This is a genomic window from Bradyrhizobium sp. ORS 111 (assembly GCF_045571485.1).
Lineage (GTDB): Bacteria > Pseudomonadota > Alphaproteobacteria > Rhizobiales > Xanthobacteraceae > Bradyrhizobium.
Genome location: NZ_CP120701.1, coordinates 1,825,244 through 1,844,351 on the forward strand (window position 1 = coordinate 1,825,244; position 19,108 = coordinate 1,844,351).

Below are 19,108 nucleotides of genomic sequence, written 5' to 3' on the forward strand. Positions count from 1 at the left end.
GGCATGGCCTCATCGAGCCTACGCATCTCAAACCTGTGCAAGCGCTACGGCGATTTCGTCGCCCTGGCGCCGACCACCCTCGAGGTCGCCAAGGGCGAATTCCTCACGCTTCTCGGCCCGTCCGGGTCGGGCAAGACGACGCTGCTGAGCCTGATCGCGGGGCTTGCCCATCCGGACGAAGGGCAGATCCTGGTCGATGATCTGGATGTCACGCGCAGTCCCGCCTATGAGCGCGACATCGGCGTCGTGTTCCAGAACTACGCGCTGTTTCCGCACATGACCGTCGCGGAGAACATCGCGTTTCCGCTGAAGATGCGAAAGGTGACCGACGGTGAAGCGCGCAAGCTCACGGCCGAGGCGCTCGAAACGGTGCGGCTGCCGCACGTCGCAAAGCGCTATCCGCGCGAGCTCTCCGGCGGCCAGCAGCAGCGCATCGCGCTGGCGCGGTGCATTGTCTATCGGCCCGCGATCATCCTGATGGACGAGCCGCTCGGCGCCCTCGACAAGAAGCTGCGCGACCAGATGCAGCTCGAGATCAAGCGCATCCATCGCGAGCTCGGCACCACCATTGTCTACGTCACCCACGATCAGGAGGAGGCGATGACCATGTCGGATCGCATCTGCCTGATGAACGCCGGTGCGATCGAGCAGCTCGGCACGCCCGAGGACCTCTACTTCCGTCCCCGCTCGGTCTTCGTCGCAGACTTCCTCGGCGAGTCCAACCTGCTCAGCGCCACGGTGCGGGACGTCGATGCGAACGGGCTCGATATCGTCCTGGCCGACCCGCCGGCGCGGCTGCGCGCCGTCGGCAACGGCAGCGCGTTTGCCGCGGGCGAGCCGATCAAGGTGATGGTGCGGCCGCAGAACCTGATGGTCGAGGACGCTGCCGCCGGAGGCGGCAAGCTCACCGGGCGCCTGACCGATGTCATGATCAGCGGCAGCCTGACCCGGCTCTATATCGAGCCGGAGGCGCCAGGCGTGGCGCAACTCGTCGCCGCCTATCCGACCCGGAGCAGCGCTGCGCCCTACGAGATCGGACAGTTGCTGTCGCTCGGCTGGAACCCCGCCGATGCCGTCGCCATCCGCGACGGTAAGGCAAGCTAGGGTGAGGGCGGTGGCGAAGCTGCGCAGCCTGCAAAGAGCCCAGGTCTGGACCTGGGCCGCGATGGGCGGGCCGCTGGCCTTGCTGCTCGTGCTGTTCCTGGTCTATCCGGTCGGCCAGTTGCTGCTGCTCAGCGTGCACAACGACGCCGGCTTCACGCTTGCGCCGTATCGCCAGCTATTTGCGTCGGCGGTCTATGTCGACGTTCTCTTCATCACCCTGAAGATATCGCTGGCGACGACGTTTGTTTGCGTCGTCACCGGCTATCCGATCGCCTATCTGATCTCGGTGGTCGGCAAGGAGCGCAAGGCGACGCTGCTGTTCTGGGTGCTGCTGTCGTTCTGGACCAGCTTCCTGGTGCGCGCCTTCGCCTGGGTGGTGCTGCTGGGGCGCAACGGCGTCGTCAACAAGCTGTTGCTGTCGCTCGGCATCGTCTCGGCGCCGGTCGATCTGCTCTACAGTTTCGGCGCCGTCCTGATCGGCATGGTGAATGCGCTGTTGCCGCTCGCCGTGCTCACCATGCTCTCCGTGATGGAGAATATCGACCGCAATCTGCCGCGCGCCGCCGCGACGCTCGGCGCCGGTCCCGGCATGGCGTTCTGGAAGATCTATTTTCCGCTGTCGCTGCCCGGCGTCGCCGCCGCCGGCATCATGGTGTTTGTCACCGCGATCGGCTTCTTCATCGTGCCGGCGCTGCTCGGTGGCCGCCGCGAGACCATGATCACGCAGCTCATCATCGACCAGGTCCAGCAGACCATGAACTGGGGATTCGCCGGCGCGATCTCGGTGCTGCTGCTGATCGTCGTGCTTGTCGTCTTCGCGATCTATGACCGGCTGCTCGGCCTTTCGACGATGACCGGGGCGACCACGGCGAAAAAGGGCACGCCGGCACGCCGGTCGCGCTGGTTCGAAAGCATCGGCGACGCCATCCTGACGCTGCTCGGCTCGATCTCCGACCGCGTCCTTCGTCTGCTGCCGGCGCGGCGGCGCGACCGCGGCCCCGATAAGCCCGGCTTGGGTTTGCAGGGCTTCGTCTGGATCATGTTGCTCGTCATCAGCGTGCCGACATTCCTGATGATCCCGCTGTCGTTCGGCACCGGTGGCCTCAACTGGCCGCCGCAGGGCTTCACGCTGCACTGGTACCAGGAGGTGCTGCAGTCTCCGGTGTGGACCCAGGCGGTGCTGCGCTCGCTGCTGGTCGGTCTCGGCACCGGAGCGCTCGCCATGCTAATCGGGACTCCGGCCGCGTTCCTCCTGGTGCGCAGCAATCTTCCGGGCAAGGGCGCCTGGCTCGCCTTCATCCTGTCGCCGATCGTGGTGCCGCGCATGATCATCGCCGTTGGCCTGTTCTATGTCTTCGCGCGCATCGGCCTGGTCGGCAGTGCGCTCGGCCTCATTCTCGGGCACACCGTCGTCGCCGTGCCCTACGTGGTGATGACGATGATGGCGGTGCTGCGCAATTACGACACCCGGCTCGACCATGCCGCGCAGAGCCTCGGCGCGCGTCCGTTCGCCACGCTGCGCTACGTCACGTTTCCGATCCTCGGCGCCGGGATGATGTCGTCGTTCCTGTTCGCGTTCGCGACCTCGTTCGACGAATTGACCATCGCGTTGTTCGCGACCGGCGGCCTGAACGCAACCTTGCCCAAGCAATTCTGGGACGAGGTGACGCTGCAGGTCTCGCCCGTCATCGCCGCCGTCTCGACCTGCCTGTTCATCTTCATGGGCCTGCTGATCTTCGTTGCCGAACGCCTGCGCCGACGCGTGGCTGCAGGCTAGCCGACCCGTCCTGCTAACCAGAGGTTTTCCCCATGCTCACTTCCAGCGCTCTCCGCGGTCTCTTCCCCGCCATCCCAACTCCGGTCAACGCCGATGACACGATCGACACGGCTGCGGTCTCGGCGCTGTTTGCCTGGCTCAACAAGCAGGGGATCGACGGCGTCGTGCCGCTCGGCGGCACCGGCGAGTATGGTGCGCTGGCGCGCCGCGAGCGTATCCGGATGGCGGGCCTGTCGGTCGCGGCCATGGCGGGCAAGGGCCCAGTGATCGCAGGCGTGCTCGACACCGGTTTCCACGACGCGCTTCAGGCCGGCCGGGAGTTCGCCGCGGAGGGCGTGGACGGCGTGCTGGTTCTGACGCCATACTACACCAACCCGACTCAGGCGGGCATCCGCGACTATTTCCTGCGCTACGCCGATGCGTCGCCCGTGCCGGTGATGATCTACGAGATTCCCTATCGCACCCGCATCGCGATCGAGCCCAGGATCCTGCATGAGCTGTCGAGGCATCCCAACATCATCGGAATGAAGGCCTGCAATCTCGACATGTATCACTTCCTGCAGGTGGTCGCCGGCGTCGACCAGAGCTTCACGGTGTTGAGCGGCGAGGACAGCCTGTTTCCGCTTCATCTCGCCGCCGGCGCCAAGGGCGGCATCGTGGTGACCGCGAGCCTGCTGCCGCGGGCCTGGCGGCAGATCTACGAGGCGGCATCCGCCGGCCGCATTGCGGAGGCGCTCGATCTGCATCGCCGCCTGATCCCGCTGATGAACATGGCATTCGCGGAGACCAATCCGGGACCGATGAAGGCGGTGATGGATCTGGTCGGCGTCCATGCGCCGCGCGTGCTGGCGCCATTGGTGCAGCCGGCAGCGGCGCTGGTCGCCGCGTTCCGCACCGAACTCAGCCGCCAACTGGCAGAGACGGAAGGCGTGGGCTGACGATGCACGCCGCGCCGCATCTCGACTTCCATGGAAGGATGGCAGCATGACTGACGGCAGCCGGAATGCAGGTCGTCCCGCGCAGGCGGGAAAGGCGAGGGCCAGCAAGGGCAGCGCCGGCAAGCATACCGGCGAGAGCGCGGCGCCGCAGCGCTCATCGCTGTTCGTCGGCTCCACCGAGAAGGCGTTCCAGGTCCTGCACGCCTTCGACGGTCCGCGACGACACATGACGCTCGCCGATATCGCGCGCGCCGCCGGCCTCGACCGCAGCGCCACGCAACGCCTGGTCTACACGCTGGAGACGCTTGGCTACATCAAGCGCATCGAGGGTACGCGCAACTACGGCCTGACCTCCAAGGTGCTGCAGTTCTCGCACAGCTACCTCAAGGCCAACGAACTGATCGACAAGGCCTCGCCCTATCTGCTCGAGATCAGCCGCAATCTCGGCGAGACCTGCAACATGCACGAGCTCGACGGCCACGAAGTCGTGTTCGTGGCCCGCTTCCCGGGACAGCACCTGATCAACATCGACATCGTGATCGGCAGCCGGCTGCCGACTTACTTCACCGCGTCAGGCACGGCGATCCTGTCGGCGCTTCCCGAGGATGAGCGGATCGAATTGCTCAAGCGCACGCCGCTGGTGCCGCTGACACCCTACACCGTGACCGATCCGGACCAGCTCCTGGAGCGGGTGCGCGTCGCCGCGAAGCGCGGCTATTCCGTGATCATGAACGAGACGGTGATGGGGGACATCTCGGTCGCCGCGCCGATCATCGACGAGCACGGCCGGGCGGTCGCCGCGATCAATATCTCGGTGCCGACGACGCGCTGGACCCGCGAACGCGCGGAAGCCGAGCTGGTGCAGCACGTCCACGTCGCCGCGACCTCGATCTCGAAGTCAAAGTTCAATCGCTACGCGGCGTGACGCCGATGGTGCGCTAGCGCTGACAAAAGAGGCCGGGAGCGATCCCGGCTTCTTCTTTCTTACCTCGCCCCGCTTGCGGGGAGAGGTCGGGTTGCGAAGCAATCCGGGTGAGGGGGACTCCCCGCATATCCGCCTCTCGAATTTGCGAAGAGAGCCTCTCACCCCAACCCTCTCCCCATCGGGGACAGGGCTATCGCATATGCCGCCTTGGCGGCTGCGCACGAACCCGGCCTCGTGGTTCGAGACGCGCCGCAAGCGGCGCTCCTCACCATGAGGGTCTACTATTGTGCCGCAAAAACAAGACCTCATCCGGAGGAGCCCGCCAAAGGCGGGCGTCTCGAGGATGGCCACAGGGCGCTTTCTCCCAAATGCCGTAAGAACGGGGAGAGGGAGCGCATTGTGCTACTCCGCCGCTTCCGTCGCCTTTAGCGTCGGATAGTCGGTGTAGCCCTTGGCGCCGCCGCCGTAGAAGGTGGCCTTGTCCCAATCGTTGAGCGGCGCGCCCGTCTCCAGCCGCTCGACCAGATCGGGGTTGGAGATGAACGGCTTGCCGAACGCGATCAGGTCGGCGGCGCCGGCATCCAGCACCTTGGTCGCCAGCGCGAGGTCGTAGCCGTTGTTGGCCATGTAGGCCTGCTTGAAGCGCTTGCGCAAGCTTGCGTAGTCGAACGGCGCGACGTCGCGTGGGCCGCCGGTCGCGCCCTCGATGACGTGGATGTAGGTCAGCTTCAGCGCATTGAGGTGATCGACGATGTAGTCGAACAGCGGCTGCGGGTTGGAGTCGGAGACGTCGTTGGCCGGCGTCACCGGCGAGATGCGGATGCCGGTGCGATCGGCGCCTGCCTCGGCAGCCACGGCCTTCGAGACCTCGAGCATCAGCTTGGCGCGGTTCTCGATCGATCCGCCGTAGGCATCGGTGCGCTTGTTGGTGCCGTCCTTGGCGAACTGGTCGAGCAGATAGCCGTTGGCGCCGTGGATCTCGACGCCGTCGAAGCCGGCGGCCAGCGCGTTTGCGGTGCCGCGCTTGAAGTCGTCGATGATCCCGGGAATTTCCGACAATTCCAGCGCGCGCGGTTCGGAGACGTCGGCGAAGGTGCCGTTGACGAAGGTCTTGGTCTTGGCCTTGAGCGCGCTCGGCGCCACCGGCGCGCCGCCGTTCGGCTGCAGTGCCACATGCGAGATGCGGCCGACATGCCAGATCTGGATGAAGATGCGGCCGCCGCGCTCATGCACGCGGTCGGTGATCTTCTTCCATCCCTCGACCTGCTCCTTCGAGTAGATGCCGGGCGTGTCCTGATAGCCCTGGCCCTGCTGCGAGACCTGGCTCGCCTCGGTAATGAGAAGGCCGGCGGAGGCGCGCTGGGCGTAATAGTCCACGGCGAGCGGGCTCGGCACCATCGCGGGCGGCACCGCGCGGTTGCGCGTCAGCGGCGCCATCACCAGGCGGTTCGGCAGCGTCAGCGCGCCAAGCTTGAAGGGCTCGAAGAGTTTGGTCGGTTGGCTCATGGGGAAATGTTCCAGGACATGACGGATAGGGGAGAGTTGTGCATCGCGGCGACGAGCGCAATGGCCGCGCCATTCCGATCCTGCAGACTAGCCACGCACGATCCCGCCCATGTGGCCGGCGTCGAGGAACAGCGTGTGCGCGTTCACGTAGGACGATTCATTCGAGATCAGGAACAACGCGGTATAGGCGACCTCCCAACCGGTGCCCTGGCGGCCGAAAGGCACTGTCAGCGCCCGATCGGTCCGCCTGCGGCTGGCATCGCGGCCCATCGGCGTGTCCATGAAGCCGGGCGCGATCACATTGCAGCGAATGCCCTTGTCCTCGCCGGCGCGCGCGATCGCCCGGCCGAGCGCGATCTGCGCGGCCTTGGAGGATTCATAGGCGGGGTTGCGGCCGCCGGCGCGCTGGCTCGCCATCGAGGAGATCAGGATGATCGCGCCGCCAGGCGCCATCACCTCCAGCGCCTTCTGCGCGAACAGCATGTGGCTGCGGACATTGACGGCGTAGTCGCGGTCCCACGCTTCAGCGGTCATCTTGGGCAGCGGCAGCCCGCAGGAGATGCCGACATTGAGCGCCAGCCCGTCGAGGCCGCCGAGCTTTTGCGCACAGCGCTCGACCACGGGCGCGATCGCTGCTGCGTTGGAGACGTCGACCACCTCGGTGAACGCCTTGCCGCCCTCGCGTGAGATCTGTGCGACGGTGTCGTCGGCTGCTTCCTTGTTGATGTCGAGGCACGCAACCGAGGCGCCCTCGCGCGCGAACAGCACGCTCATCGCGCGGCCGTTGCCGATGGGCGGATCCTCATCGACGGTGTTGCGCTGTCCCGCGCCAACCACGACGATGCGGCGGCCGGCAAGGCGACCGTGGTTCTTCGCCTGCCCCAGCGCCTCCGCGTGCAGCGAAGCGGAGGGATCGATGGACTTTGGCGCGTGGGTGGTGACGGACATGGCGTGCTCCCTGACGTCTTGTTGTTGTCAGGGAGCAGTAGCACGGCTGCGCGCGCGAGGCTAAAATCCCGCGGCGGGGAATATGACGCGCGAAGCGCGTCAGCTCACGCCGAGGAAATCGCGCTTGCCGATCTCGACGCCGTTGTGGCGCAGGATGCCGTGCGCGGTCACGGCGTGAAAGTAGAAATTCGGGAACGAGAACGCGCTGAGGAATTGCTGGCCCTTCAGGGTCATGGTGCGGCCGGCGCCGATCGGGAAGGTGACATCCTTGGCGTCGGCGCCCTCGAACTGCGCGGGCGTGAACGACTTTACATAGTCGATCGTCTTCGCCAACCGCTGCTTCAATTCGGCAAACGTGGTCTCGGTGTCGGGCGTCGACGGCACCTCGCTATGCGTCAGCCGCGCGCAGCCCCTCGAGGCGTGATCGCAGACGAGCTGCACCTGCTTGGTCAGCGGCAGCATGTCCGGATAGAGGCGCGATCCCAGGAGCACCTCGGGCTGAATCGTCTTCGCCTCGCAATACGCCTCCGCCTTGGTGAGGAGGCCGGTGAGGCTGTTGAGCATTTGCAGGTAGGCCGGGACAACGGCGTCATAAAAGGACATGGGATGCTCTCTCGATGTGGAAATCGGATGTGCCGAACGGCGATGCTGCAAATGGGGCGGCAGGGGGAGGAATACAACTGTGAGAGGCTGTAACAGTTGGTCAAATATTTCTTGTCTTCACCTCGCCCCGCTTGCGGGGAGAGGTCGGATCGCATCGCAAGATGCGATCCGGGTGAGGGGGATTCACCGCAAGTCCGCTGCGTGAAGAGAGCCCTCACCCCGACCCTCTCCCCGCAAGAGCTAGGGCAATCGCATTTGGGAGAAAAGTGCCCCGCGGCCATCCTTCGAGACGCCCGCCTTTGGCGGGCTCCTCAGGAAGAGGTCTTGTTTTGCGGCACAATAGTAGACCCTCATGGTGAGGAGCGTCGCTTGCGGCGCGTCTCGAACCACGAGGCCGAGCATGTGCGCAGCCGCCGCCCAAGGCGGCATATGCGATAGCCATGCCGCAAGAGCGGGGCGAGGGGGCTAAGATCTACCGCATCCCTGGCAGCGCGGCTTCCGTGGGCGGCGGCGTGCGCGTCCCGTGCATCCGCGCCAGGAGCTCGGCGGTCGGCCAGGAATCCGCCGGCAGACCGTATTTGAGCTGCATCGCCTTCACCGCGCTGCGGCTCGCCTGTCCAAGCACGCCGTCGACCTTGCCGACATCGAAGCCGGCGCGCACCAGCAGACCCTGCAATTCCTTGATCTGGTTGAACGGCAGTTGCGCGACCGCCCCCTGGGGCCGCTGCATCGGCGGCGCGCCGGCGATGCGGTTGGCGAGATAGCCGGCGGTGGTCGAATAGATCAGCGAGTTATTCCACTCGGTGTAGGCGGCGAAATTCGCGTAGGCGAGAAACGCCGGGCCCATCCGGCCCATCGGCAGCAGCAGCGAGGCCGGCATGTCGTCGTTCGGCAGCGGCCTGCCGTCGCTATAGGTGACGCCGAGCGAAGCCCATTTTGCGCGCGGCAGCTTGACGGTGAGATCGGCCTGGTCCCAAGGGAAGCTTGCGGAGCTCGCCTGCGGCACGCGCACCTCCTGCAGCCACGGCTCGCCGCGCCGCCACTTCAATCCGTTGGCGATGTAGTTTGCGGTCGAGCCGATCACATCCGGCCCGCTGCTGAGCAGGTTGCGACGGCCGTCACCGTCATAGTCGACCGCGTAGTTGAAGTAATGCGTCGGCAGGAATTGCGTTTGCCCGAGTTCGCCGGCCCAGGAGCCGATCATCTCGTCGGGTGCCAGATCGCCGCGATCGATGACCTTCAGCGCCGCGATGGTCTCGCCCTGGAACATCTCGGAGCGGCGGCAATCATAGGCGAGCGACACCAGTGATTTCAGCGTCGGCAGGTTGCCCATCTGGGCGCCGAAATCGCTCTCCAGTCCCCAGAAGGCGGCGATCACCGCAGGCGGCACGCCATATTCCTTTTCGGCGCGCGCGAAGGCTGCGGCATAGGTCCTGATGTGCTGCTGGCCCTGCTGCATCCGATAGGTCGCAGCCATGCGGCCGGCGAACTGGGTGAACAGTTGGCCGAACACGCGCTGGCCGCGATCGCGATTGACGATGCCCTGATCGTAGACGAGGTAGGGCGAGGCCTCCGCGATGGTCTGCTGCGAGACGCCAGCAGCGATAGCCTTCTGCTTCAGCTCGGCGAGGAAGCGATCGAAGTTTTGCCCGTTGTGGCATGACGCTGCGCGCGGCGCGGCCGCGGCCGGCCGCGGTTTTGCCGGCGGGGAGGTGAGAGGGGCCGGAAACGGCTGTTGCGCCGAGGCGAGGGATGACAGCGCCAGCGCAGCCGCCATCGCAGCGACGGTGATGGAGGCGCGAGGGGAGGGGGCTGGCATCGATGTCACCGGTTTGGGGGAAAGGAGGAAAGGCACGTCCTGCATACACCAGCCCGGCGCCGCGCAACAACAGGATCGACTGTTACACCCGGAATGCCTTCGACCAGGACGTCCGCCGCGCATGAGGCACGTCGCTTCGCGCCTTGTCCCGCCCTGCGCCAGATGGCCGATCGTTAACCCGTGCCCGCGTCGCCGCGACGCAGTGGTTCCCCTTGCGGCGCCGACCGTCAAATCCCTACCTGAATGGCGTCGGTTATGGCAGCATACAGGCTGCCCCTGGAGCATGATCCGGACCCAAAGGGCCGCGTTGGCGCAAAGTGTGAAGCGGCTTTTCGAAAAGATCATGCTCAAACAAGGAGCTGAAGCGCGATGACATCTCGATCCAATCTCATTGTGCTTTAGGGGATCACGATGAACTATTTCCGCACTGCGCTTCTGCTTGCCGGCCTCACCGCCCTGTTCATGGGCGTCGGCTACCTGATCGGCGGAGGGACCGGCGCTGTCATCGCGCTTCTGGTCGCGGCTGCGACAAATCTGTTCACCTACTGGAATTCCGATCGCATGGTGCTGTCGATGTACGGCGCCCATCAGGTCGATCAGCGTACCGCGCCGGAGCTTTATAATCTCGTCGCCGAGCTCGCCCAGCGCGCGAGCCTGCCGATGCCGCGCGTGTTCCTGATGGACGAGGCGCAGCCCAACGCGTTCGCGACCGGCCGTAACCCAGAGAACGCGGCGGTCGCCGTCACCACCGGCCTGATGCAGCAGCTCAGCCGCGAGGAGCTCGCCGGCGTGATCGCGCACGAGCTCGCGCATATCAAGCATCACGACACGCTGACGATGACGATTACAGCGACGATCGCCGGCGCGATCTCGATGCTGGCGCAGTTCGGCATGTTCTTCGGCAACCGCAGCAGCAACAACGGCCCCGGCATCATCGGCTCGATCGCGATGATGATCCTGGCGCCGCTCGGCGCCATGCTGGTGCAGATGGCGATCAGCCGCACCCGCGAATACGCCGCCGACAATTTCGGCGCGCGCATCGTCGGACAGCCGATGTGGCTGGCGTCTGCACTCGCGAAAATCGAGAATGCCGCGCATCAGGTCCCGAACATGGAGGCCGAGCGCAATCCCGCGACCGCGCACATGTTCATCATCAATCCGCTGTCAGGCCACGGCGTCGACAATCTGTTCGCCACCCATCCCTCGACCGCCAACCGTATCGCCGCGCTGCAGCAGCTCGCCGCCGAGCTCGGCACGCAGACCGCGCCGCGCTCGGCTCCGACCGATTATCCACCGCGCGGTCCGTGGGGAGGATCGTCCGCTCCTCGTGGTCCTTGGGGCTGAATGCTCGTAGACGTTGCCTTCGGGGGAAAAGCGGACCTCTGGTGCTGCGCTTCCGCAATTCCGGAGTTGCCCCAACTTGAACTTCCCCAGTTGGCACGCGCTTGTCGCCGCTGTGCGCTGGCCCGGCAAATGCCGGTTGAGGCAAGCCCTCAATTCCGCTCGCGGGACCACACCACCATGCTAATGTAAGTCCATTCAAAAAGCTCTCGGAGGCGCCGTGACTGGGGAGCGGGTTCAACGGCGGTTAGCGGCCATCCTGGCGGCCGATGTGGTCGGCTATTCCGCTCTTATGGAGCGAGCCGAGGAGGCGACCTATGCGGAGATCGGGCGGCTCAGGCGGGAGGTGATCGATCCTTGCTTCGGCCGACATCAGGGTCGCCTCATCAAGACGACCGGAGACGGCATCCTCGCGGAATTTGCCAGCCCGCTGGCTGCGGTAAAGTGCGGGCTGGAAATTCAGGATCATCTCGCGTCGAATCAAAGCCCCCTTCAACTGAGGATCGGCATCAACCTCGGCGATGTGATCGTTGATGAACAGGGCGACGTTTTTGGCGACGGGATCAACGTCGCGGCCCGGCTTGAAAGCGTTGCCAATCCGGGCGGCATCCTGATCTCTGGCAAGGTCCACAGCGAAGTCGAAGGCAAGCTCGACGTTGGCTTCGAGGATCGCGGTGAGCAGCAGCTCAAGAACATCTCCAAAGCGGTCCGTGCTTACGCAGTATGCGAGGGAGCGCATCGTGCGCCGACCGGGCGGCTCAGCACGGCTCCTCCACTCCCAGACAAGCCATCTATCGCCGTGCTGCCCTTCCAAAACATGTCCGGCGATCCTGAGCAAGAATTTTTTGCAGATGGGATCGCCGAGGACGTGCTCACGACGTTGTCGAAGCTCCAAGAGCTGCTTGTGATCGCTCGCAATTCAAGTTTTGTCTTCAAAGGTCAGGCTAAGGATGTGCGCGAGGTCGGCCGGATATTGGGTGCCCGCTATGTGCTGGAGGGAAGCGTGCGCAAGGCCGGCAATCGAGTGAGGTTGGCGGCACAGTTGATCGACAGCCTGAATGGCAGCCATGTGTGGGCCGATCGTTTCGAGGGTGATCTCAACGACGTGTTCGAGCTTCAGGACCGAATAACGCAGGACATCGTCGTCGCACTCGAGGTCCGGCTGACACTCGGCGAGCAAGCAAGGGTTTGGCGAAAACGGTCTGGAAGCCCGCTTGTCTATGAGCATTTTCTCAAAGGTCGAAGCCTGTACGTCAATTTCGCCCGACACACTCACGCGCAGGCCCGGAGCGACCTTGAGCAAGCACTGGAAATTAATCCCAACTTCACACCGGCACTGGTATGTTTGGGATGGACACTGACTGACCAAGCTCGATTTGGCTGGGAAAAAGACCAGGCCGCAACCTACGACGCGGCGCTAGAGTGCGCTGCTCGTGCTTTGGGAGCCGATCCAGGCTGCGGCGAAGCGTACACGGTCGTCGGGTATGTGCGCACGTATCAACGTCGTCATGAAGAGGCGTTGGAAGCCGGAGAAAAGGCGGTCGCCTTGTGTCCGAGCGGAACGGATGCATATCACATGACGGCAATGTCTTATGGATACGCGGGCGATTTTGAACGGGCCATTCTGTATGAAGAGCAGGCGCAGCGCTTGAGTCCGATCGAGCTCAGTGTATCCATGGTTGATGAGGCCCGTGCGAGGTTTCACCTGAACGACTTGACGGCGGCGCGGGACATCGCGCGACGCGTCCTGCAGGCGAAGCCGCGCTGGCTTACTGCGCAAACAACTTTAACCGCGTCTCTTTGGAACCTGGCCGAGTATGATGACGCTCGTGCGATCGCAAGAAGCATACTGGCCGGTCACCCTCATTTCTCCGTCAGGCGCTGGGGACGAGGGTTACCCTATCGGTATGATGAGCATCTCGATGCATTGCTTGCACCATTGCGATTGGCAGGGCTTCCAGACTGAGCGGCGTGTCTCCGCTGTTTGGCGCTACCAGCGACAGAACTCACCAGGTCCGGTTCTGCCCCCAAAGCCGACATGCGTTCGTGTCGGCTGCACATCGCCTTTCGAATCGTAAAGCCGACGTCACGAACCTTATGCGTAGCCACCCTCGGCGCGGGAGCGCCGCTTCGTTCTATGCGCTCGCGGCATCCAGTCGCTCGACTTGATCCTTCGTCAGCTCGAGCCGGGTCGCCGCGACCAGCGTTGCGACGTGCTCGGGCTTGGTCGCGCTGGCGATCGGCGCCGTGACGGACGGCTTGGCCATCAACCAGGCGAGCGCGATCGCGGCGGGCTCGGCGCGGGTTTCGGCGGCGACCTCGTCGAGGCCGGCCAGGATGCGCTTGCCGCGTGCATTCATATACTTTGGAATGCTGCGCGCGCCACGCGGGCTCTTGGCGAAGTCGGCCTCCGAGCGATACTTGCCGGTCAGGAATCCCGCGGCGAGCGAGAAGAACGTGATCACGCCGACGTCGTTGTCCTTGCAGACGCGTTCTAGCGCGCCTTCATAGCTCGACCGCTCCGCCAGGCTGTATTCGGGCTGCATGCTTTCGTAGCGCGGCAGCCCGTTCGCCTTGGCGATCTCGAGCGCGCTCTTCAGCCGCTCCGCGGAGAAGTTCGATGCGCCGATCGCCCTGACCTTGCCGGCCTTGATCAGTTTGTCATAAGCCGCGAGCGTCTCTTCCTGCGGCGTCGCCTCGTCGTCCTTGTGGGATTGGTAAAGGTCGATGGTGTCGGTCTGCAGGCGTCGCAGCGAGTCCTCCACCGCGCGCGTGATGTAGTCCGGCTTCAGCCCGACATTGCCGTTGCCCATGTCCATGCCGACCTTGGTGGCGAGGATGACGCGGTCGCGGTTGCCGCGCGCCTTCATCCATTTGCCGATGATCTTCTCGGACTCGCCGCCGCTGTGGCCCGGTACCCAACGCGAATAGACGTCCGCCGTATCCAGAAACGTCAGCCCGTGCTCGAGCACGGTGTCGAGCAATCGAAACGATGCGGCCTCGTCTACCGTCCAGCCGAACACATTGCAGCCGAAGCACAGGGGAGGGACGGTGAGGCCCGAACGGCCGAGCGGACGATGCTTCATGAGTTTCTTTCGTTTGTTCTTGATGGCAGGCACTGACACGGAAACACTGAGGCAGATCGATCTCATTTGCAAGACCGCCCGCGTCGGTCGTGCCAAGCCGGCGCGACCAAAGGCGAGACGGCGATACGAGCTAGCGTCGCAGGGCATGACGCGAGCGGTCATATCATCGCCCAGAGATCCTAGTCGTTTGACGCCAGCGCAAGCTCCAGCAACGCTATCCGTTGCAGCGCGTCGACCTCGCGTTCGCCTTCATGCGCGGTGCGCAAGATCGATTCCGCGATCAGGGTGACCTGCGAGGTGTTGACGGGATCGGGCAGCGTTGCGACCGAGGATTCCAGCGCCCGTGTCATCAGCTCGATCACTTCGGGAGAAAATGCAGCATCGGGAAAATTCTTCATTGTTCAGGCCGTCGCGTTGACAAGCAATTGCCGCCGCTGCGTTCCCAACTCTGAAGACGACGTGCCTGTTCCGGCGCCGGACGAGGGCAAAATCGTGTGATGTGCCGGAACTGGTCTGTCGGGCGAGCGAAATCCCCGGCGTTTTCGTTATTCCGGGGCTCGCGCCGGGAGGCGCGCCCATAGCGCTGAGTTGCCCCGACGGCGCAAGACCTGGCGGCAAGAATATTTCGGTTTATCGTGCCGCGAGAACACAATGCCACATCTCAGTGCCTGTCATCGCCCGCGAAGGCGGGCGAGCCAGTATTCCAGAGGCCGCAGTGATGGATCCGAGAGGCCGCAGCGTACTGGATTCCCCGCATGCGCGGGGGATGACGGTGGAGAGAGATGAGTTGCGTCGCGGAGCCTGTCGTCGGGTGCGTTCGCGCGACCCGTTGGCCGCTCGCAATGACGGCGTTGAGACATCGCGCGAGAACGATCCCCATCGTCGTCCCGGCCGAGTGCGCAATTGCGCACGGTGGCCGGGACCCAATGTCAGCTATTGCGCGACGCTGAGACCACGATCGGGTTCATCACCAAATGCGGTGGTCATGGGTCCCGGTCTTCGCCCGAATGACGAGTCCCTTTCACAACATCTGCTGCGGCGTATGGGTCCCTGCTTTCGCTGGGACGACCGGCGTTGCGAGCGGCGCGCAACGCGGCTCGAAGCCTCCAGCGTTACTCCAGGTGGTTCACCTTTTTCACCCACGCGCGCACGTCGGCGAGGACATCGGGCAGCACGCCCTTGACCTCCTGCACGGTCATGCCGGCCTTGATGCGGGGATCGTAGAGCAGGTTGAGCAGATATTGATCGTAGACGTCGAAATAACCCATCGAGACATTGTCGTTGAACATGGTCCACGGCACGGTCGCGGTGTCGTTGATCGGTCCGAGCGACTGCAGCAGTTCCTCATAGGCGCAATCGAGGAAGACAAAGTCGCCGTTGTCGACGGTGAGGATCACGTCGGAATGCTCGATCTCGTAATTGTCGTTCTTGCGGAAGCCGGACAGGCACTGCGGATCGAGCGAGGTGCGGATCTCCCGGGCGCGTTCGCGGCCGTAGAAGGTCGCGATGGTGCGATAGAGGTCGTGGTCGCGCACGAGCTTGACGCGCACATTGGCCGCGTTGTTGTCCTCGGTCATCGCAATGTCGAGATGCCGGACCTTGGCGCGGATGTCGGCGACGACTTTCGCGAGCTGGGTCTTGCGGTCGGCGCGGGTGCCGTCGGCGAATACGCGCACCGGGCTGTCGTATTTTCTGATGCGATCGACTCGGCCGGCGAGATGATATTCGGCGCCGAACGCCGTCTTCAGGAAGCCCTCGACGATCTCGGTGTCGCTGAAAGCTTTCCGCTCGGTGTGCTGGCGCGAGGTGATGGCCGGAATTTCGGTGGCGACCGCGAACGTGGTCGCAGCGTCGACGGCAGCAACTGCCGCGGCGAAGAGAAGCAGGGTCGAGAGGCGGTGCCGCATTCGGACGACGCTGCCGCAAGTGCTGCGGCAGCGCAAGTCGGGATCAGTCATGCCGGATTGCGGCCTTGGCGCCGGCGGGGGGCGGCGCGGTCAGTTCTTCACCACCACCGTGGTGCCGACCGAGACCCGATTGTAGAGGTCGACGATGTCGTCGTTGGTCATGCGGAAGCAGCCCGACGAGACCGCCTGGCCGATGGTCTCGGGCTCGTTCGAGCCGTGGATGCGGTACAGGGTCGAGCCGAGATACAGCGCACGCGCACCGAGCGGATTCTCGATACCGCCGGCCATGTGGCGCGGCAGGTCGGGACGGCGGCGCAGCATCTGGGAGGGGGGCGTCCACCCCGGCCACGCCTTCTTCGCGGTGATACGATGGGTTCCGCTCCAGCGGAAGCCGTCGCGGCCGACGCCGATGCCGTAGCGCAGCGCTTCGCCGCCGGGCAGCACCAGATAGAGCCGCCGCTCGGCGGTGTTCACGATGATGGTGCCGGGCGCATAGTTGGTCGGATACATCACGGTTGTGCGCTGGATCGGACTCGCGCCGCTACCGAAGAAGCTCGGGCCGAAGCCCATGAAGTCGCGGGTGTCGAGGCCTTCCGCCAGCGCCTGGCCCGCGCCTGCGAGCATCGTGAGCGCAGCAAAGATCAGGGCAATCGGGCGCATCGTCGTGATCCCCCAGGAAGCATCAAGTACGTGTCGAGACAGGCCACAATCTCAGGTGTTTCGCAACCGACGATGCTGTGAGATCGCGAGTTTCGAACAACAGGGTTTAAAAAGGCAACACATCGGACGCGATACCTGCATTGATCGGCTAAACCTTTGACGAACCGGGCGAACAATGGTTGATCTGGGCCGACGACGAGAACATCTCTGACGGGAGCGAGACCATGAATGGTGCGGAAAGCCTGGTGCGGACATTGGTCGCAGGCGGTGTGGACGTCTGCTTTACCAACCCGGGCACGTCCGAGATGCATTTCGTCGCGGCGCTGGACAGGGTCCCGGGCATGCGCTGCGTGCTCGGCCTGTTCGAGGGCATCGTGACCGGCGCGGCCGACGGCTATTTCCGCATGAAGGGCACGCCGGCCTCGACGCTGCTGCATCTCGGGCCCGGCCTCGCCAACGGGCTCGCCAATCTGCACAACGCCAAGAAGGCTCATTCCGGCATCGTCAATATCGTCGGCCAGCATGCGACCTATCACATCGGCTACAACGCGCCGCTGACGTCTGACATCGAGGGGCTCGCGCGGCCGATGTCGTCCTGGGTGCGCACCTCGCCGGATGCGAAGTCGGTCGCCGCCGACGGCGCAGCGGCGATCGCGGCGGCCAGGAGCGCACCGCCGCAGATCGCAACGCTGATCCTGCCCGCCGACACCGCATGGAACGAGGCCGACGGCATTGCCGAGATGCCGGCGGAGAAGCAGCGCCCGAGCTATTCGCCGCAGGCGGTCGATACCGCAGCGAAGATCCTGCACGGCGATGCAGCGCATACACTGCTCCTAATCACCGGCAGCGCGCTCTCCGAGCAGGGGCTGGCGCTGGCGGAGCGGATCGCCGGCAAGACCGGCTGCACCGTGATGGGCCAGACCTTCCACCCGCGCATGGCGCGCGGCCGGGGCCGGTTTTCGATCAACCGCATTCCCTATGTGATCGAGCAGGCGCTGCCGATCCTCAAGGATTTCCGGCACATCGTGCTGGTCGAAGCCAATGATCCGGTGGCGTTCTTCGCCTATCCGAACAAGCCGAGCCTATTGAAAGCGGAGGGCTGCGATGTGCATCGCATGACCGCCTGGGGCGAGAACTCGGTCGCGGCGCTCGAGGCGCTCGCCAATGTGCTCCACGCCACGCCGCAGCACGTCAAGCCGCAGCAGCGGCAAGAGCTGGTCAAGCCGACCGGCGCCCTCAATCACACGACGATCGCGCAGGCGATCGCCTATGCGATCCCTGAGAACGCTATCATGGTCGACGAATCCGTCACCACCGGCCGCGGCTTCTTTCCGCCGACGGCCGCCGCGGCGCCGCATGACTGGCTGCAGAACATGGGCGGCTCGATCGGTTTCTCGACGCCGGTCGCAACTGGGGCGGCGATCGCCTGCCCGGACCGCAAGGTGATCTGCATGGTCGGCGACGGCAGCGCGATGTACACGATCCAGTCGCTCTGGACGCAGGCACGCGAGGGGCTCAACGTCGTCACCATCGTGTTCGCCAACCGCATCTATCAGATCCTGCGCGGCGAGTTCGACGGCGTCGGCGCCGGCGAGCCGGGCCAGCGGGCGCAGGACATGTTGAAGATCGACCGGCCGACGCTCGATTTCGTCGCGCTCGCCAAGGGCATGGGCGTGCCGGGCCGCGCGGTGACCAATGCGGACGAGTTCAACAAGGCCTTGGCGGAAGCCGTCGCGGAGCCGGGCCCGCGACTGATCGAAGTGCAGATGTAGCAGCATGATCCGGACCCGAAGGGCCGCGCGAGCGCAAAGTGGAAACCGGTTTTCCCTGCGACAAACGCGAAGCGTTTGCGCGGGGATCATGCTCAACTAAAGCATCGCAACCGGCCGCAGCGGCGGCCCTGTCAGTCGGAGGCCTGATGCAGACCGCGCTGAACAAGGTGATCGCCGCGCTGCAGGACTTCTACGCACAGGAACGCTTCCTGCTGGAGCGCGATTTCGGCGAACGGACGCTCACGCACCGGCTGGCGGTCTATGTCGAGCGGCAGTTCGCCGGCTGGCAGGTTGATTGCAACTACGACCGGCTCGGCGAGCGCACGCTGCGGCTGCCGCACGGCTCGACCGTCTCGTCCGACGATCATCTCGGCAAGTCGATCTATCCCGACATCGTCGTGCATCAGCGCGACATCCCCAACAATCTGCTGGCCATCGAGCTGCGCAAGGAGAGCAATCACCAGCCGATCGAGCACGATCAGCACAAGCTGCGGGCGTTGACCGATCCGCTTGTCTGGTTCGCCTACGAGATCGGCGTGCTGGTGATCGTCGGACGGGATGGGGTGACCTCGTCGGAGGTCTATGCGGGCGGTGCGATCGAGCGGGGGGCGTCGCTGTGGTTTGCCGAGCGGCTGCGCGTGAGCGGGCTTGCGCGAAGGCGCGACGATGACGCTGGACGTTAGGTCTGTCGTTGAACGGTGGGGTCCCGATCGTCCTCGTGA

At 64.7% G+C, this 19,108-nt stretch carries 16 protein-coding genes; 8 read left to right on the top strand and 8 right to left on the bottom strand.

Features of this window, described 5'->3' with window-relative positions; translation table 11 throughout:
• Positions 1-3: 3 nt before the first annotated feature.
• Genes P6U30_RS08445 through P6U30_RS08460 form a run of 4 tightly spaced genes read left to right on the top strand, consistent with a single transcriptional unit; the run spans position 4 to position 4,744 of the window.
• A complete protein-coding gene (locus P6U30_RS08445) occupies positions 4-1,104 on the top strand; it encodes an ABC transporter ATP-binding protein (RefSeq protein WP_407168950.1) in 1,101 nt (366 codons plus the stop codon).
• A gap of 10 nt (positions 1,105-1,114) precedes the next feature.
• Positions 1,115-2,881: an ABC transporter permease subunit gene (locus P6U30_RS08450; protein ID WP_407168951.1), complete on the top strand. Its 1,767-nt coding sequence runs from the start codon at positions 1,115-1,117 to the stop codon at positions 2,879-2,881.
• 32 nt (positions 2,882-2,913) lie between these two features.
• Positions 2,914-3,819, top strand: coding sequence for a 4-hydroxy-tetrahydrodipicolinate synthase (dapA, locus tag P6U30_RS08455; protein WP_407168952.1), 906 nt, complete (start codon positions 2,914-2,916; stop codon positions 3,817-3,819).
• Positions 3,820-3,865: 46 nt separating this feature from the next.
• Complete coding sequence (locus P6U30_RS08460; RefSeq protein ID WP_407168953.1) at positions 3,866-4,744, top strand: IclR family transcriptional regulator; 879 nt, start codon at positions 3,866-3,868, stop codon at positions 4,742-4,744.
• A gap of 402 nt (positions 4,745-5,146) precedes the next feature.
• Here P6U30_RS08460 and P6U30_RS08465 read toward each other — a convergent pair whose 3' ends face one another.
• From P6U30_RS08465 to P6U30_RS08480, 4 genes are all read right to left on the bottom strand, one after another.
• Entirely contained in the window at positions 5,147-6,250 is a 1,104-nt protein-coding gene (locus P6U30_RS08465) for an alkene reductase (RefSeq protein ID WP_407168954.1), read from the bottom strand.
• 87 nt (positions 6,251-6,337) lie between these two features.
• Positions 6,338-7,198: an SDR family NAD(P)-dependent oxidoreductase gene (locus P6U30_RS08470; protein WP_407168955.1), complete on the bottom strand. Its 861-nt coding sequence runs from the start codon at positions 7,196-7,198 to the stop codon at positions 6,338-6,340.
• A 99-nt stretch (positions 7,199-7,297) separates the two neighbouring features.
• Positions 7,298-7,801 (bottom strand): DUF1993 family protein, encoded by a 504-nt coding sequence (locus tag P6U30_RS08475; RefSeq protein ID WP_407168956.1) that lies wholly within the window; start codon positions 7,799-7,801, stop codon positions 7,298-7,300.
• Between the two features lie 472 nt (positions 7,802-8,273).
• The gene (locus P6U30_RS08480; RefSeq protein ID WP_407168957.1) at positions 8,274-9,620 is read right to left on the bottom strand and encodes a lytic murein transglycosylase; all 1,347 of its coding nucleotides are present in this window, start codon (positions 9,618-9,620) and stop codon (positions 8,274-8,276) included.
• Positions 9,621-10,031: 411 nt separating this feature from the next.
• Between P6U30_RS08480 and htpX the strand changes: the two genes are divergently transcribed.
• A complete protein-coding gene (gene htpX / locus P6U30_RS08485) occupies positions 10,032-10,964 on the top strand; it encodes a zinc metalloprotease HtpX (RefSeq protein ID WP_407168958.1) in 933 nt (310 codons plus the stop codon).
• Between the two features lie 217 nt (positions 10,965-11,181).
• A complete protein-coding gene (locus P6U30_RS08490; RefSeq protein ID WP_407168959.1) occupies positions 11,182-12,927 on the top strand; it encodes an adenylate/guanylate cyclase domain-containing protein in 1,746 nt (581 codons plus the stop codon).
• Positions 12,928-13,096: 169 nt separating this feature from the next.
• Here the strand turns inward: P6U30_RS08490 and P6U30_RS08495 are convergent, their stop codons facing one another.
• From P6U30_RS08495 to P6U30_RS08510, 4 genes are all read right to left on the bottom strand, one after another.
• Positions 13,097-14,047: an aldo/keto reductase gene (locus P6U30_RS08495; protein WP_407168960.1), complete on the bottom strand. Its 951-nt coding sequence runs from the start codon at positions 14,045-14,047 to the stop codon at positions 13,097-13,099.
• Positions 14,048-14,226: 179 nt separating this feature from the next.
• A complete protein-coding gene (locus P6U30_RS08500) occupies positions 14,227-14,445 on the bottom strand; it encodes a hypothetical protein (protein WP_407168961.1) in 219 nt (72 codons plus the stop codon).
• 714 nt (positions 14,446-15,159) lie between these two features.
• Positions 15,160-15,954, bottom strand: a complete 795-nt coding sequence (locus tag P6U30_RS08505; RefSeq protein ID WP_407170403.1) for a DUF2927 domain-containing protein — start codon at positions 15,952-15,954, stop codon at positions 15,160-15,162.
• 90 nt (positions 15,955-16,044) lie between these two features.
• Positions 16,045-16,614: a L,D-transpeptidase gene (locus P6U30_RS08510; protein ID WP_407150914.1), complete on the bottom strand. Its 570-nt coding sequence runs from the start codon at positions 16,612-16,614 to the stop codon at positions 16,045-16,047.
• A gap of 224 nt (positions 16,615-16,838) precedes the next feature.
• Between P6U30_RS08510 and P6U30_RS08515 the strand changes: the two genes are divergently transcribed.
• Together P6U30_RS08515 and P6U30_RS08520 are read left to right on the top strand one after the other, a co-directional pair.
• Positions 16,839-18,386, top strand: coding sequence for an acetolactate synthase large subunit (locus P6U30_RS08515; RefSeq protein WP_407168962.1), 1,548 nt, complete (start codon positions 16,839-16,841; stop codon positions 18,384-18,386).
• A gap of 146 nt (positions 18,387-18,532) precedes the next feature.
• Positions 18,533-19,069, top strand: coding sequence for a hypothetical protein (locus tag P6U30_RS08520; RefSeq protein WP_407168963.1), 537 nt, complete (start codon positions 18,533-18,535; stop codon positions 19,067-19,069).
• The last annotated feature ends 39 nt before the right edge of the window (positions 19,070-19,108 follow it).

Bases quoted from the DNA above. Each gene is read 5' to 3' on its own strand.
- P6U30_RS08445 (WP_407168950.1), top strand. From the start codon at position 4: ATGGCCTCATCGAGCCTACGCATCTCAAACCTGTGCAAGCGCTACGGC.
- dapA (WP_407168952.1), top strand. From the start codon at position 2,914: ATGCTCACTTCCAGCGCTCTCCGCGGTCTCTTCCCCGCCATCCCAACT.
- P6U30_RS08460 (WP_407168953.1), top strand. From the start codon at position 3,866: ATGACTGACGGCAGCCGGAATGCAGGTCGTCCCGCGCAGGCGGGAAAG.
- P6U30_RS08465 (WP_407168954.1), bottom strand. From the start codon at position 6,250: ATGAGCCAACCGACCAAACTCTTCGAGCCCTTCAAGCTTGGCGCGCTG.
- P6U30_RS08470 (WP_407168955.1), bottom strand. From the start codon at position 7,198: ATGTCCGTCACCACCCACGCGCCAAAGTCCATCGATCCCTCCGCTTCG.
- P6U30_RS08475 (WP_407168956.1), bottom strand. From the start codon at position 7,801: ATGTCCTTTTATGACGCCGTTGTCCCGGCCTACCTGCAAATGCTCAAC.
- P6U30_RS08480 (WP_407168957.1), bottom strand. From the start codon at position 9,620: ATGCCAGCCCCCTCCCCTCGCGCCTCCATCACCGTCGCTGCGATGGCG.
- htpX (WP_407168958.1), top strand. From the start codon at position 10,032: ATGAACTATTTCCGCACTGCGCTTCTGCTTGCCGGCCTCACCGCCCTG.
- P6U30_RS08495 (WP_407168960.1), bottom strand. From the start codon at position 14,047: ATGAAGCATCGTCCGCTCGGCCGTTCGGGCCTCACCGTCCCTCCCCTG.
- P6U30_RS08500 (WP_407168961.1), bottom strand. From the start codon at position 14,445: ATGAAGAATTTTCCCGATGCTGCATTTTCTCCCGAAGTGATCGAGCTG.
- P6U30_RS08505 (WP_407170403.1), bottom strand. From the start codon at position 15,954: ATGCGGCACCGCCTCTCGACCCTGCTTCTCTTCGCCGCGGCAGTTGCT.
- P6U30_RS08510 (WP_407150914.1), bottom strand. From the start codon at position 16,614: ATGCGCCCGATTGCCCTGATCTTTGCTGCGCTCACGATGCTCGCAGGC.
- P6U30_RS08515 (WP_407168962.1), top strand. From the start codon at position 16,839: ATGAATGGTGCGGAAAGCCTGGTGCGGACATTGGTCGCAGGCGGTGTG.
- P6U30_RS08520 (WP_407168963.1), top strand. From the start codon at position 18,533: ATGCAGACCGCGCTGAACAAGGTGATCGCCGCGCTGCAGGACTTCTAC.